This window comes from Streptomyces sp. CB02009 (assembly GCF_001905825.1).
Lineage (GTDB): Bacteria > Actinomycetota > Actinomycetes > Streptomycetales > Streptomycetaceae > Streptomyces.
This window is the reverse complement of the sequence record NZ_LIVV01000005.1, coordinates 16427-30822: the sequence shown is the minus strand read 5'-3', so window position 1 is coordinate 30822 and position 14396 is coordinate 16427. Positions and strand designations below refer to the sequence as shown.

General features: G+C 72.9%; 11 protein-coding genes. 7 read left to right on the top strand and 4 right to left on the bottom strand.

From position 1 onward, the window contains the following. Positions 1-49 precede the first annotated feature (49 nt). Positions 50-1366, bottom strand: coding sequence for a serpin family protein (locus tag AMK27_RS19590; protein WP_073909676.1), 1317 nt, complete (start codon positions 1364-1366; stop codon positions 50-52). 214 nt (positions 1367-1580) lie between these two features. Between AMK27_RS19590 and AMK27_RS19585 the strand changes: the two genes are divergently transcribed. Continuing rightward, positions 1581-2708, top strand: a complete 1128-nt coding sequence (locus AMK27_RS19585) for a DUF4190 domain-containing protein (RefSeq protein WP_073909674.1) — start codon at positions 1581-1583, stop codon at positions 2706-2708. A gap of 315 nt (positions 2709-3023) precedes the next feature. On the opposite strand, the gene AMK27_RS19580 is transcribed toward AMK27_RS19585, so the two are convergent. After that, positions 3024-4361 carry a glycoside hydrolase family 18 protein gene (locus AMK27_RS19580; protein WP_073911796.1) on the bottom strand — a complete coding sequence of 446 codons (1338 nt, stop codon included), beginning with the start codon at positions 4359-4361 and terminating at the stop codon, positions 3024-3026. A gap of 305 nt (positions 4362-4666) precedes the next feature. Between AMK27_RS19580 and AMK27_RS19575 the strand changes: the two genes are divergently transcribed. The 6 genes from AMK27_RS19575 to AMK27_RS19550 all read left to right on the top strand — a co-directional run bounded on the left by AMK27_RS19575 (position 4667) and on the right by AMK27_RS19550 (position 11446). Then, positions 4667-5419: a GntR family transcriptional regulator gene (locus AMK27_RS19575; protein ID WP_073909671.1), complete on the top strand. Its 753-nt coding sequence runs from the start codon at positions 4667-4669 to the stop codon at positions 5417-5419. A 158-nt stretch (positions 5420-5577) separates the two neighbouring features. Continuing rightward, entirely contained in the window at positions 5578-7338 is a 1761-nt protein-coding gene (locus AMK27_RS19570; protein ID WP_241847554.1) for a purine-cytosine permease family protein, read from the top strand. 154 nt (positions 7339-7492) lie between these two features. Continuing rightward, positions 7493-7672, top strand: coding sequence for an SPOR domain-containing protein (locus AMK27_RS19565; protein ID WP_030320624.1), 180 nt, complete (start codon positions 7493-7495; stop codon positions 7670-7672). 40 nt (positions 7673-7712) lie between these two features. Beyond that, positions 7713-8165: a (deoxy)nucleoside triphosphate pyrophosphohydrolase gene (locus AMK27_RS19560; protein WP_073909668.1), complete on the top strand. Its 453-nt coding sequence runs from the start codon at positions 7713-7715 to the stop codon at positions 8163-8165. A 143-nt stretch (positions 8166-8308) separates the two neighbouring features. Further along, on the top strand, positions 8309-8731 hold the full coding sequence (locus AMK27_RS19555) for an ATP-binding protein (RefSeq protein WP_073909666.1): 423 nt from the start codon (positions 8309-8311) through the stop codon (positions 8729-8731). A 144-nt stretch (positions 8732-8875) separates the two neighbouring features. Continuing rightward, positions 8876-11446, top strand: a complete 2571-nt coding sequence (locus AMK27_RS19550) for a SpoIIE family protein phosphatase (protein ID WP_073909663.1) — start codon at positions 8876-8878, stop codon at positions 11444-11446. An 80-nt stretch (positions 11447-11526) separates the two neighbouring features. Here AMK27_RS19550 and AMK27_RS19545 read toward each other — a convergent pair whose 3' ends face one another. Both AMK27_RS19545 and AMK27_RS19540 read right to left on the bottom strand, forming a co-directional pair. Next, entirely contained in the window at positions 11527-12234 is a 708-nt protein-coding gene (locus tag AMK27_RS19545) for a PspA/IM30 family protein (RefSeq protein ID WP_073909661.1), read from the bottom strand. 53 nt (positions 12235-12287) lie between these two features. After that, positions 12288-14393, bottom strand: a complete 2106-nt coding sequence (locus AMK27_RS19540) for a TPM domain-containing protein (RefSeq protein WP_073909658.1) — start codon at positions 14391-14393, stop codon at positions 12288-12290. Between the last annotated feature and the right edge of the window lie 3 nt (positions 14394-14396).

Below are 14396 nucleotides of genomic sequence, written 5' to 3'. Positions count from 1 at the left end.
GGAACGTGAGCGGTGAGGGGCGGTCGCCTGACGGCGGCCGCCCCTTCCGTCACCCGCCCCAGCCCTCGTCCTCATCGTCGTCGTCGTAGAGGTCCGCGAGGTCGCTCTCGACGTACGGGACCGGCTCGGCCACCCAGCCCGCCGACAGGACGAGCCGCGAGGTGCGGTGGACGGCCAGGAAGCCGAAGGGGCGGTCGACGTCGAGTTCGACCGACCGGACCCGGTACCACCTGTCGGGCATGCCGCAGCCCACCGCCGCCATCGCCGACACCGAGCCCGCCTCGAAGCCCCGCGCGTGGAACCGGGCCACGGCCGTCTGCCGAGCCCCCTCGACCACGAGCGGATCCTCGCTCACCCCCGGGAGCGGCGCGGGATCGGGCACGCACGCCGCGGTGAGTCCCAACAGCCTGGCGTGGGCGAGCAGATCGTGGTCCGACGTGAGAGAGAACGGCGAGGTGGAGACATCGAGGCTGGGCTCGCGCGTCTCGCTCAGCCGGAGCCCGACGCGCAGCCCGGGGCCGGGTGTCCCGAGCGGCAGCAGATCGCCCGGCACCGCCTTCCGGGCCCCCGACAGCAGCTCGATGCCCGCCGAGAGGACGGCTCCGCCGTCCGCCCCCTCCGGGCCGAGGAGGAGATGGACGTCGACCCCGGTGTTCCCGAGCACACGCAGCACCGTGAGCGGGCCGAAGGGCGTCTCCGCCACGCCGACCCGGTCGAGCAGGGAGGTGCGCCGGTGGAGTCCGACCAGCTCGCGCCCCGCCCAGGGACCGCTCTCCGGCGACAGCAGGCCCGGGCGGAACGGCCGGATCCATCGTGTCCGCAGCGCCTGGGCGACCGCGAGGACGAGCTCCGTGTCCTCGCGGACCGTGACCGGCATCGTGGGGATCAGTCCGCCCGTGTGCTCGGCCGCCCACGCGTCGAGCCGACGCTGATCGGCCTCGGGGCCCTCGCCGCCGAGCCGGCCGAACGCCGTGCCCGGCAGTCCCGCCCGCCACTCCTGCCGCACCTTCAGATCGTGACGCGCCCAGAGGCCGACGGCCGCGGTCGAGCCCGGTATCGCGGAGAGCGCGGCGAGCAGCCCGCGGGCGGCGCCTGCCGCCTCCTCGGCCCGCAGTCCGAGCGCCTCCTCCAGTTCGGCGCGGGCGGCACCCGCGGCGCCGTCCGCGAGGAAGCCGAGGAGTGGCCAGAGCCCGGCGGCCGAGAGGACGGTGCCGGTGGGGGCGTCGAGTTCGGGCGTGGCGGGCGCGACGGCATCGGGAGCGCCGGTGGTCGCTGTCGCGGTCGCGGTCGCGTGGGCCCAGCGGGCGGTCAGGCGGTTGACGGCTCGTACCGTCGCCGCCGGGATCGTCGGAGTCGTCCCCCACATGTCGCCCCCTCCACCTGGCCGCGTACGATGCGCGATCGATCGTTTGTTCGCACCATTCGCCCCGAACAGGAGCACCGTACCCGTGGAGCCGACTCCGCCGACCCCACCGCCTTCGCCGTCGTCCCCTCAGGGAGGCCCGCAGCACGGAGGCCCGCACCAGGGGGCCCCGCAGCCGGGGGGTTGGGCCGCGCCGGGGCCGTACACCTCGCCGGGGATGCCGTACACGGCAGGTCCGTACGCCGGTCCGCCCGGCGGCCCGGGCGGTCCCGGTGGGCCCGGCGGCCCCGGCATCCCCGGCGTCGGTCCGTACGGGCAGCCGCCCCGGCGGACCACCAACGGGCTCGCCGTCGGCTCCCTCGTCTCCGGCATCGTCTGCTGTCTGCCGCCGCTCGGCCTGGTGCTCGGTCTCGTCGCCCTTCCGCAGATCAGGAAGCGGGACCAGGCCGGCAAGGGGCTCGCCGTCGCGGGCATCGTCCTCTCCGCGCTCAGCAGCCTGCTGCTCGTGATCGGCATCGCCACCGGCGGCATCGGCACGTTCTGGGGCGGCTTCAAGGAGGGCATGGACGAGGCGGCCCGCTCCAAGTCGCCGTTCTCGCTGCGGACCGGCCAGTGCTTCACCCCCGACGGCAGGCTGCGGGACTACGCATCGGACGTCACGGTCGTCGACTGCGCACGCCCGCACATCGGCGAGGTCACCGGCGGCTTCAAGGTGACCGGCTTCGAGAAGTGGCCCGGCGAGGACGCGATCGACGGGATGGCGGAGGAGCGCTGCGAGACGATCAACAGCGGGTACGCGCTGGACACCTGGGCCGTCCCCGCGGACGTCTGGTTGTTCTACTACCTCCCCAGCAGCCAGAGTTGGCGGCTCGGCGACCGCACGGTGACCTGCGCGTTCGCCAGTGAGAAGAAGCCCTTCAAGGGCTCCGTGCGCTCCGACGCGCAGCTGCTCACCGACGATCAGGAGTCCTTCCTGAAGACCGTCAACCCGATCGAGACGGTCACCTACCGGGAGCCGGAGGAGGATCCGGACGAGGACTTCACCGCCAACAAGGTGTGGGCCACGGAACTCCTGGGCGCGATCAACACGGCGTACGCGGAACTGGGGCAGCGCACCTGGCCCGCCGGGGCCGCCCCGTCCGTCGCGGCGCTCCGCAAGGAGCTGGGGGCGGCGTCGAAGCAGTGGCTCAAGCTGGCGACGGCGACCGACGCGGACGCCTACTGGGAGGCATACGACCCGGCGTGGGAGACCCTGCCCGGGGACCTGGGCGCGGACGCGCGCACCGCGCTCGACCTGACCGGCGCGCCGCCGGTGGGCCCGGCGGGCGAGGGCACGTCCGCCTGATCCCGACCGCGGACAGGGACCGGGGCTGGGTACGGGAGTCCTCGGTACGGGAGTCCTGAGTACGGGAGTCCTGAGTACGGGCACGGGGCCGCGTACGGGAAACGGGCCCCGTTTCCCGTACGGGAAGCAGGGCCGTGTACGGGAAACGGGGCCGGGTCTCCCTCAGGAGGCCCGGCCCCGTCGTGTGCGGACCGGGCGGTGGTCCGGGGAGCGGCGGCCCGTGACCGACCGCCGCTGCCGGTCCACCGGGAGCGGCGGGGCCGGTCCGCGGTGCGGGGGCCCGGCCGTCGCGGGACGGCGGCCGGGCGGGGGGTGTCAGCGCCGGGACAGGCCCCGGTCGATGGCGGTGATCAGCTCACCGTTCGCGGTGTCCCCGTCGAGGGACCAGATCATCGCGCCGCCGAGCCCGTTCTGCCGGACGTAGGACGCCTTGGTGCGCAGCACGGTCGGGTCGTCGTACGTCCACAGGTTGGTGCCGTCGAAGAGCCAGGCGTGGCCGTTGCGGTAGCCGCGGTGGAGCTTGTACGTCCCCGAGTCCGCCAGCTTCTTCAGGTGCTTGTAGTCCTCGGAGCCCGCCACCCAGGTCGCGGGGGCGGGGCCGGTCGCCGGCTGGCCGAGGCCGTCGCCGCCGCCGGTGACGCCGGTCCAGCCCTGGCCGTAGAACGGCATGCCGACCACGAGCTTGTGGGCGGGGGCGCCGCGCCGCAGCCAGGCCTTGACGGTCTGGTCGACGCTGAAGTCGTTCTTTGCGAAGAGCGCGGACTGCTGGGCGGTGGTCGTCTCGCCGGAGACGTGGAAGTCGTAGCCCTGGAGGTTCACGAAGTCGAAGTCCCGCATGATCTTGGAGACTTCGAAGCCCGCGTCGATCTTGGCGGGGGCGGTGGGCACGTACGCGCTGAGCTCGTAGTGCTTGCGCTGCGCCTTCGGCAGCGAGCGCCCGTAGGCGTCGAGCTGGGTACGGAACTCCCGCACAAGCTTGGTGAAGTTGGGCTTGTCCTCGGGGCGGATCACGTTCCCGGGGGCGCCCTCGGAGCCGGGCCACTCCCAGTCGAGGTCGACGCCGTCGAAGATCCCGGCGGCTGCCCCGGCGCCGCCGCGGGCGCCGTCGACGGGCAGGTTGCCCTTGATGTACGTGTCGATGCAGGAGGCGACGAGGGTCTTGCGGCCGGCGTCGGTGCGCACCGCGTCGGAGAAGTGGGCCGAGCCCGTCCAGCCGCCGAGCGAGATCATGACCTTGAGGCCGGGGTTCTGGGCCTTGAGCTCCCGCAACTCGTTGAAGTTGCCGGCCAGTCGCTGGTCGGCGGTGTCACCGACGCCGTCCACCGAGGTGGCGGCGTCGACCGGGCGCACGTAGTCGGCCCACGGGTCGGAGCCGGGTGCGTTGCCCATGAGGCACTTGCCGTCCGAACCGATCACGCCGAAGGCGTAGTTGATGTGGCTGAGCTTGGCGGCGGTGCCGCTCGTCTCCAGGTCCTTGACCTGGAAGTTCCTTCCGTAGATGCCCCATTGGGTGAAGTAGCCGATCCGCTTCAGCTCGGGCTTGTGCCCGGACGGCTGGTGCGCGTCGGCGGTGGGGGCCAGGGTGGCGAGGAGGCCGAGAGTGGCCGCGGCGGCCGCACCGAAGGTCAGCTTGGTCATGGCTCTGGGACGCATGGGCTCGTTCCTGTGCGAGGCGGGATGGCGCGTGCGGTGGAGCGTGCGGTGGAGCATGCGGACGCCGCGCACGGCGGAGCGTGCGGGCGTGTGGAGCGTGCGGGTGTGGCGCGTGCTGAGCAGGAACGTATTGGTCTGTACCAATGCGGGTCAAGAGGGCCGACGTCGCTTACCGGGGGTGACCAGGGGGAGCAAGAGGGGTGAGCTCGGAGTCATCACTTCGAGTGAAACTCTGGCCCATGCTTGCGGATCGCGACCGACGGTTGCCAGTCTGTAGCTGTCAGTCAACCTGAGGGGAGTGTCCAGTGACGTTCGGTGAGCAGCCCGCCTATCTGCGCGTGGCGAGCGATCTGCGGGAGAAGATCGCGAACGGCTCGCTTCCTCCGCATACCCGTCTCCCCTCGCAGGCACGCATCCGCGAGGAGTACGGGGTGTCGGACACCGTCGCGCTGGAGGCCCGCAAGGTACTCATGGCCGAGGGACTGGTGGAAGGGCGCTCCGGCTCGGGCACCTACGTCCGGGAGCGCCCGGTGCCGCGCAGGATCGCCCGCTCCGGCTACCGCCCCGCGTCGGGCGCCAGCCCCTTCCGGCAGGAGCAGGCGGCCGAGGGGACCCGCGGCACCTGGGAGTCGAGCAGCGAGCAGGAGCCGGCGGGCGGCGAGGTGGCCGAGCGGCTCGGCATCGAGCCGGGGGAGCGCGTGATGCGCACGCGGTACGTGTACCGGGACGGCGGCGAGCCCATGATGGTCGCCACCTCCTGGGAGCCGCTCGCCGTCACGGGCCGTACGCCGGTCATGCTGCCCGAGGAGGGCCCCCTGGGCGGCTGCGGAGTGGTCGAGCGGATGGCTGCCATCGACGTGGTCGTGGACAACGTGGTGGAGGAGGTCGGCGCCCGTCCCGGCCTCGCCGAGGAGCTCCTGGCGCTCGGCGGGGTGCCGGGCCATGTCGTGATGGTCGTGGAGCGCACGTACTACGCCTCGGGCCGGGCCGTCGAGACCGCCGACGTCGTGGTCCCGGCCGACCGCTACCGCCTCTCGTACCACCTGCCGGTGCGGTGACCGTTCAGCGGACCGCGCCGTCCGGGCGGCGTGACCGCGAGTTAACGGGGCGTCAACTCGCGTAACCCCGGCGCAACCGCGTGCCGCAGCCGTCCGTCACGACCGGCTCCTACCTTCCTCGTCCGTACCCGCGAACCGGTCGGACGACAGGAACCCTCATGACGGACACGGTCACCACCCCCACCCCGGAGCCGGGCGGCAGCACCGCCCGGGCCCTCGACGAGCCGGCGGAGATCGCGCCACCCCCCGGCGGCCCCCGCCGCAGCTACGCCAAGCTGGCCGCCGACGAGAGCCGCGAGGACTACTCGCTGCGCTACGCCCCGCACTCGTTCCGGCGCTGGTCACCCGGGACCGTGGCGGGCACCGCCCTCGGCGGCATCGCCTATCTCGCCGACTTCGCGATCGGCGCCTCGATCGTCTTCACCTACGGCTTCGGCAGCGGGCTCGCCTCGATCCTCACCGCCGCCACCCTCATCTTCCTCACCGGCATCCCCATCGCCCGTGCCTGCGCCCGGTACGGCCTGGACATGGACCTCATCACCCGCGGCGCCGGCTTCGGCTACTTCGGCTCGACGCTCACCTCGCTCATCTACGCCTCCTTCACCTTCATCTTCTTCGCCCTCGAAGGCTCGATCATGGCCCAGGCCATGCATCAGGCCGTCGGCCTGCCGGTCGAGATCGGCTATCTGATCACCACCCTCATCGTCATCCCGATCGTCTTCCGCGGCATGGGCGCCCTGGCCAAGGTGCAGGCCTGGACCCAGCCGGTCTGGATCATCGGCATGGTGCTGCCCTTCGTCGTCCTGGCCTTCGAGGCCCCCGACGCCTGGGGCGCCTTCACCTCCTTCGGCGGTACGGAGGGGGCGGGGGCCGGCTTCTCGTGGATCGGCTTCGGCCTGGGCACCGGCGTCGCGCTCTCCCTGATCGCCCAGATCGGCGAACAGGCGGACTACCTGCGCTTCATGCCGGCCAGGACGGAGGCCACCAAGCGCCGCTGGAACCTCGCCGTGCTCGCCGCCGGTCCCGGCTGGGTCGTCATCGGCGCGGCCAAGCAGCTCGGCGGCGCCTTCCTCGCGTTCGTCGCCCTGGAGGCCGTCGGCAAGACCCACGCCCTGGAGCCGATCGCCCCTCAGATCGAGGCGCTCAAGCCCTGGCTCGGGACCTTCGCCCTGCCCGCCGCCGCGCTCTTCGTGATCGTCTCCCAGGTCAAGATCAACGTCACCAACGCCTACAGCGGCTCGCTGTCCTGGTCGAACTTCTTCTCCCGCGTCACCCACCGGCACCCGGGCCGCGTCTGGTACATCTTCCTCAACCTCGCCATCGCGCTGACGCTGATGGAGATGAACATGTTCGCCGCCCTGAACAAGCTGCTCGGGTTCTACTCCAACGTCGGCATCGCCTGGATCACGGCCGTCGCCGCCGACCTCGTCATCAACAAGCGGGCCGGCTGGAGCCCCCCGTACATCGAGTTCAAGCGCGCCTACCTGTACGCCGTGAACCCGGCCGGCTTCGGTGCCATGGTGATCGCCTCCAGCGTGTCGATCCTCGCCTTCTTCGGTGCCTTCGGCACCTACGCCCAGGCCTTCTCCACCTTCATCGCGGCCGGTCTCGCCCTCGTCCTCTGCCCGCTGATCGCCTGGGCCACCAAGGGCCGCTACTACCTGGCCCGCCCCAACACGGTGAACGGTCCGGCCGCCGTCGTCGTCGACGAGCGGGCGACCCACACCTGCGCGGAGTGCGAGACCGCCTACGAACTCCCGGACATCGCCGACTGCCCGGTGCGGTCCGGCCCGGTCTGCTCCCTCTGCTGCTCGCTCGACGCCACGTGCGGCGACGTCTGCCGCAAGGACCCCGAGGGCTCCGGCGGCCCCGTCCTGATGCCGGTGCCGACCGTGCCCGGGGCGGCCCCCGGGGCGTGACTTCGGCCTCCCTCCATCGGTTCCCGGCCGATCCGTATCTCTTTGTGCAATTCCGTATCCGCTGTGTGAAGGTCAGGCGTAAGCTCCGGCATATGCGGATTGCGGTTTCACGGAGATCCTCAACGGCGCCCGGACCGGCGGAGGGAGAAGCCTGATGACCGAGAGCGGCCCTGTCCTCGCCTGGCTCGTCATTCGGCAGGACGACAACGGCAACCGCTACCGGGTGGGGCGGTACGCGACCGAGGACGAAGCGCAGAAGATCGCGGACAGCCTCGACGACCGCGGCCACAAGCAGCTCTACTGGGTCGAGCGCATCGGCACTCCCGCGCTCTGAGCCCGACCGGCGCGGGCCGGGCCGGGCTACGCTCGCGCCCATGACCGAACGCACCACCGACCCCGCCGCGCCCCACGAACCCGTCGTGGTCGTCGTCGCGGGAGCCCTGTACGACCGGGGGCGGCTGCTCGCCGCGCGCCGCAGCGCCCCCGTCGAACTGGCCGGCCGCTGGGAACTGCCCGGCGGCAAGCTCGAACCGGGCGAGAGCCCCGAAGCGGCCCTCGTCCGCGAACTGCGCGAAGAACTCGGCGTCGAGGTCGAACCGGGCGAGCGCATCCCCGGCGAGTGGCCGCTGAAGCCCGGATACGTCCTGTGGGTCTGGACCGCCCGGCTGCTCTCGGGCGAGCCGCGCCCGCTGGAGGACCACGACGCCCTGCGCTGGCTCACCCGGTCCGAGCTCGACTCGGTCGACTGGCTCGACCAGGACCGCCCCGCCGTCGCCGAGGCCGCCCGAAGGCTGCCGCGGACGCCCGGCACCGGAGCGCACGGCTGACTTTCTACGCCGTTCGTGCCACCGTGCGCCCGCTGCTGCGCCCAGCGCGATATCCCGCCCCATATTCCGGGTATGTCCTGATTGACCCGTTGAAAGAGGACGTGGGCCTTCCTGCTGACGCACGGCTGGGGAAGTGATCGGGTGTGATCGACACCGACGGCGACCGCGCCGAGTGGAACTTCCCGGCGGAGGCGAACGCCGTGCGCACGGCTCGCCATGCCGTGCGTGCGACGCTGCGTGCCTGGGACCTCGACTCGGCCCTCGGTGATGTGACCGTCCTACTGGTCAGCGAGCTGGTGACCAACTCCCTGCGGTACGCGTCCGGACCCATCGGCGTGCGGCTCGTCCGCCCCCGACTCGACGGCGGCGACCCCGCCCACCCGCCCGCCCTGCTCGTGGAGGTTTCCGATCCGCTTCCGGATCCCCCCACCGCGCGTGCCCCCGGACCCGAGGACGAAGGGGGCCGCGGACTCGGTCTCGTGGCCTGTTCCGCACGCCGCTGGGGCACCCGTAAAGGAAGTACCGGCAAAACCGTATGGTTCGAGCTGGCTCTCCCTGGTGAGTAAACAGGGAGGGACAACGATCACCGGTACTCGGCGCGAAGCGAACGAGACCACCCTGTGATCGTGAACGTCGTGCCGTCGGGGCCTGCCGTATTGAATACTGCGGGCATGGCCGGTCCGGTGCGGTGAGCTGGAGGGGACGGTCGCGTGAGCGAGATACCTGAGAAGGCGAGTGGCGGCGTCGTGTGGCAGAGCAGCCCGCCCGGCTCCATCTATGACTACATACGGGTGGCGTCCTTCTCCATCGGGCCCGACGGGCTCGTCGAGCAGTGGAGCCGACGGGCCGTGGACCTCTTCGGGGTGACCGCGGAGGAGGCCAGGGGCAAGGACCCCGTCGAGGCCTTCATGCCCGCCGACCAGCGCGAGCGCGGTCACCGACGCGTCCGGGAGATCCTCGACGGCAAGGAGTGGACAGGCCTCGTCCCCTTCCGGATCCCCGGCGACGACCGGCCCCACGGCATCGCCGAGATGTACGTCATGCCGAGCGAGACCCAGACCGGGGAGCGGGCCGCGCTCTGCATCGTCGTCGACGTCCGCGCCCTGCGCCGCATCGAGACGGACCTCGCCGCCTCCCAGGCGATATTCGGCCAATCCCCCTTCGGCTTTCTCCTCTTCGGCACCGACCTCACCGTGAAGCGGGCCAACCGGCGCTTCGCGACCGTCTTCGGCGGCTCCGCCGACGACCACCGGGGCCGCACCGTCCACGACTACCTCAACCTGCCCGAGGCCGACCGGATGACCGCGGCCCTCCGCGGCGTCCTGGAGACCGGCGAGTCCGTCACCGACTTCGAGATCGTCGGCGCCGCGCCCGGCTCCCGGGACCGCCGCCACTGGTCCATCAACCTCTACCGCGTGCACAGCGGATCCGGCCGCCCCATCGGCGTCGCCGGCCTCGGCATCGACGTGACGCGCCGCCACAACGCCGCCAGGGAAGCGGCCAGCGCCCGCCGCAACCTCGCCCTCCTCAACGAGGCCGGCGCCCGCATCGGCAACTCCCTCGACCTGGAGGCCACCGCCCGCGAGCTGCTCGACGTCGCCGTCCCCGGCTTCTGCGACCTCGCCTCCGTCGACCTCTACCAGGGCCTGCTCACCGGCGACGAGGCACCGCCCGGCCGATGGGGCAGCTCCCACGACATCGGCTACGGGGCGGGCAGCGCCGAACTCCGCAGGGTCGCCTTCGCCAGCGCCGTCTCCGACACCCCCCGGAGAGCCGACGACATCCACGGAGCGGGCAGCGGCTGTTGCGGACCCGAACCGATCGAGGTCGGAGCCGTCCACCGCTACCCCTTCAACTCGCCCTGCGCCGGAGCCCTGCGCACCGGCCGCCTCCACACGGTGCCCGGTGCCGACGGCGAACTCGTCCAGACCACCCTGGTCGTCCCGATGGTCGCCCACGACACCGTCGTCGGACTCGTCCAGTTCTCCCGCACCAAGGGCAGCGAGTCCTTCGGGGAGCGCGACCGGGCCCTCGCCGTCGAGCTCGCCGCCCGCGCCGCGGTCTGCATCGACAACGCCCGCCTCTACCGCCGCGAGCACGAGCGGGCCCTGATCCTCCAGCGCAGCCTGCTGCCGCCCGGCGACCCCGAGGCGGCCGGCCTCGACATCGCCTGCCGCTACCTCCCCGGCACCGCCGCCACCGAGGTCGGCGGCGACTGGTTCGACGTCATCGAACTCCCCGGCCACCGCACCGCCCTCGTCATCGGGGACGTCATGGGCCGCGGCCTGCGCGCCGCCGTCGCCATGGGCGAACTGCGGACCGCCGTCCGCACCCTCGCCCAGCTCGACCTGGAACCGGCCGAAGTCCTCTCCCACCTCGACGAGATCGCCCGCGGCCTCGGCGCCCCCATCGGCGCCCAGCAGTCCCGCGGCCACAAGTCCCGCGGCCCCGAACTCTCCGAGGTCTACCTCGCGACCTGCGTCTACGCCGTCTACGACCCGGTCACCCGCCGCTGCACCTTCGCCAACGCCGGACACCTCCCGCCGGTGCTCGTCGAACCCGGCGAAGAAGCCCTGCTGCTCGACGTACCCCCCGGGATGCCGCTCGGGGTCGGCGGCGAACCCTTCGAGGAGGTCGAGGTGGAACTCCCCGAAGGAGCCCTCCTCGCCCTCTACACCGACGGGCTCGTCGAGTCCCGCGACCACCCCCTCGACGAGGGCCTGAGCGCCTTCCGCCGTGCCCTCACCGACCCCGCCCGCCCGCTGGAGGACGTCTGCGACCGGGTCCTGAACAGCCTGGAGACCGGACACGGCGAGGACGACATCGCCCTCCTCATGGCCAGGATCCAGGGACTGCCCAGCGAGGCCGTCGGCGACTGGCGGCTGCCCAGGGAACCCAGCTCGGTCGGCCGGGCCCGCGAACTGGCCCGCACCCAGCTCAAGGCCTGGGACCTCGAACCGCTCGTCGACACCGTCGAACTCCTCGTCAGCGAGCTCGTCACCAACGCGCTGCGCTACGGCGAGGGCGAGATCCGGCTGCGCCTGCTCCGCGACCGCACCCTCGTCTGCGAGGTCTGGGACGCCGGCCTGGTGCAGCCCCGGCGCCGCCGCGCCAAGGACACCGACGAGGGCGGCCGGGGCCTCCAGCTGGTCGGGCTGCTCAGCTCCTCCTGGGGCTCGCGCCGCACCCCGCGCGGCAAGACCGTCTGGTTCGAACTGGCCCTGCCGGACGGCGAGGGCTCGGCGGAACCCACGGTGGAACAGCTCCTCAGCATGTTCTGACAGCCGCCGCAGCCACCCGGGCGCGCTGCCGGGCCGACGTCCGGCCCCGGCCGCGCGGGCGACCCCGGCCACCCACCGGGTCAGCCCTTGAGCGCCGCCAGCCGGGCCTCGATCTCGGCGCTGTCGCCCAGTGCGTCCAGCTGCTCGAACTGGGCGTCCAGGGAGGACGCGGCGAGCTCCTGCTTGCCCATCGCCCGCGCCTCCTCCCGGCGCACCTTGTCCTCGAACCGGCTCAGTTCGCTGGTCGGGTCGAGTACGTCGATGTTCTTCACGGCGTCCATCATCGTGTTCTGCGCCTGGGCCGACTTGGCGCGGGCCACCAGCTCGTCGCGCTTCGCCTGCAACTCGCCGAGCTTGGCCTTCATCTGATCGAGGCCCGTCCTGAGCTTCGACACCACCTCGGTCTGCGCGGCGATCGTCGGCTCCGCCGTCCGCGCCTCCTTCTCCGACTGGAGCTGACGGCCGAGCGCCACCTTCGCCAGATTGTCGAATCGGTCCGCCTCCGTCACCTGCCCGGCGCTCCGCAGTTCGTCGCCCTTCCGGCTGGCGGCCAGCGCCTTGCCGCCCCACTCCTTCGCCGCCTCCACGTCCTCCTGGTGGTCCTGCTCCATCAGCCGGAGGTTGCCGATGGTCGCGGCCACCGCCTCCTCCGCCTCCGTGATGTTGCCGGAGTAGTCGCGGATCAGCTGGTCCAGCATCTTCTGCGGATCCTCCGCCTGGTCCAGCAGCGCGTTGATGTTGGCCTTCGCCAGCTGGGTGACCCGGCCGAGGATGGTCTGCTTGCTCATGGCACTTCTCCTTGAGAGGGACAGAAAGGGGGAGGACGCGCGGCGTGCCGCCCTCAGAAACGGCCTCCGCCGCCCAGCCGGCCGCGCGTGCCGCTGCCGCCGAAGCTGCCGGGCCCGCCGCCCAAACCTCCGCCCCCGAGACCCCCGCCCGAACCTCCGCCGAACCCCCCATGTCCGCCTCCCCTTCCCCCGCCGAACAGTCCGCCGAGGATGATGCCGCCGAGCACCGCACCGCCGAGCCCGCCGCCACCGCCCCCTCCTACCCCTGATACACCGCCCGGGCCGTTCGGGTTCCCATACCTCCGGACGTCCTGCTCGGCGAGGTCCTGGGCCCGCCGGGCCAGCGAGTCCGCCTGCTGTGCCTCCGCGAGGGCCGCCTGCGGGTCGTCGGCCCCGGCGAGCGCCCGCGCCTTCTCCCAGCGCCGCTGGGCCTCGGCGAGCCGCGTACGGGCCTCGCTGCCCACGGCGCCCCGGTGGGTGGTCACGTAGTCCGAGGCCGCCCCGATCGCCGAGCGGGCCGTCAGCATCGCCTGGTCGAGGAGCGCACGGGCGCGCCGGCTGCCCGACTCGCGCTCCCGCGCGCCCTCCAGCGCCTCGTCGAGCACCGCGTCGGCCTCCTCCACCCGGCGCAGGGAGTCGAGCGGGTCGTACCGTCCGGCGTCCATCACCCGCCGCACCTCGCCGAGCACCGATTCCGCGCGGGCGATCCGGCCCCGGAGGTCGGCCGTCGACCCCTCGGTGGTCCCCTGCAGCAGCCCCCGGGCCTCCGCCAGGTCGGCGTCCGTCTCCGCCAGGGCCCCCGGCAGCTTGCCGACCGCCTCCGCCAGTTCCTGCGCCCGCCGGTCCACCGCGTCGACCAGCCGGGCCGTCTGGTCCACGGCCCCCTCGGCCGCCCGGATGTGGACGGCGGCCCCGCCGTTGTCCCCGCCGTCGATCTGCCGGCCGGCCTGGTCGATGTGGGTCCTCGCGAAGACCAGCCGGTCCTTGGCCTGTTCGACATCGCCGGCGACGGGGGCGGCGGCCGTCTCGGCGTACCGCTGCCGCATCGCGGTCAGGGCCGCCTCGGCCGTGCCCATCCTTCCGGTCTGCTCCCGGACGGCGGCCTCGACGGCGGCCAGCGCCTCGGGCGCGGTCCGCTCCAGGGCCCGCAGCCGGTCGAAGTCCTCGCTCTCGGCGTCGAGCCGGGCGTCGGCCTCCGCGCAGCGCCGCAGGATCTCCTCCAGCATGGCCCGCCGGGTCGCGTCGTCCTCGGGGAACGCGTCGTCGAGCTTCTGCCGCAGCCGGAAGGAGGCCGTGAGCTGCTCCTCGGCGAAGGCGACCGCCTCGGTGAAGGGGCGTACGGCCTCGTCGCCGAACTGGGCGGTCGCGAATCCGAGTTCCTCCTGGCTGGTACGGAGGGCGTCGTCGGTGGCGACCAGCGTCTGCCGGGCCTGCCCGTCGAGCTCGTCGAGGGACGGCGGCGCGGGCGCCTTCGGCGGGCCCCAGCCCTGCCCGCCCTGGGGTGTGGTGCGGGTCTCGGTCCGCCGGCGCCGCTTGGTGAACGCGTAGGCCGCCACGGCGCCGGCGCCGCCGACCAGGACCACCGGCAGCACCAGGTCGGTCGCCGAGGTGCCGTCGTCGACCGCGCCGCCGGGGTCGGCGGGGCCGGGGGTGAGGGCCGGGGTGGGGACGGGCTGCCCGGCGAGGACGGCGGAGTAGCCGTCGGCCGCTCCGATCGCGGCGCCCGCCCAGTCGTTCTGCCGCAGGGCCGGTTCGATCGCGGTCCGGGCCACGGTGTCGAGCTGGCCCTGGGTGAGGCGGGCGTCCGGGTCGGCGGAGTAGCCGTACAGACGGTCGTGGGTGGCGACGGCGAGCAGCACGTCGTCGACCCCGAGGCCGTTGCGCTCGGCCGTGGCGTCGGCCCAGGCCTGGCCCGTGCGGCCGGAGAAGTCCCGTACGTAGACGACGAAGAGCTGGATCCGCCGGTCGTCGTAGAGCCGGTCGAGGGCCTGGACCACGGAGGCGCGGCGGTCGCCCAGCGCGTCCACCCGGTCGGTGATCTGCCCGTCCCGGGACAGGGCGACGGGGTCGTCGGCACGGGCACCGTGAACGGCGGGCACGAGGAGCCACCACGCCGCCACCAGTACCGCGAGAAGGGTTCGGGTGGCTGTTCGCGTCACAAA

Coding starts and splice junctions, on each gene's coding strand:
- AMK27_RS19585 (WP_073909674.1), top strand. CDS start 1,581: ATGCCGTACACGGCAGGTCCGTACGCCGGTCCGCCCGGCGGCCCGGGC.
- AMK27_RS19565 (WP_030320624.1), top strand. CDS start 7,493: ATGACCGAGAGCGGCCCTGTCCTCGCCTGGCTCGTCATTCGGCAGGAC.
- AMK27_RS19570 (WP_241847554.1), top strand. CDS start 5,578: ATGACGGACACGGTCACCACCCCCACCCCGGAGCCGGGCGGCAGCACC.
- AMK27_RS19560 (WP_073909668.1), top strand. CDS start 7,713: ATGACCGAACGCACCACCGACCCCGCCGCGCCCCACGAACCCGTCGTG.
- AMK27_RS19545 (WP_073909661.1), bottom strand. CDS start 12,234: ATGAGCAAGCAGACCATCCTCGGCCGGGTCACCCAGCTGGCGAAGGCC.
- AMK27_RS19590 (WP_073909676.1), bottom strand. CDS start 1,366: ATGTGGGGGACGACTCCGACGATCCCGGCGGCGACGGTACGAGCCGTC.
- AMK27_RS19580 (WP_073911796.1), bottom strand. CDS start 4,361: ATGCGTCCCAGAGCCATGACCAAGCTGACCTTCGGTGCGGCCGCCGCG.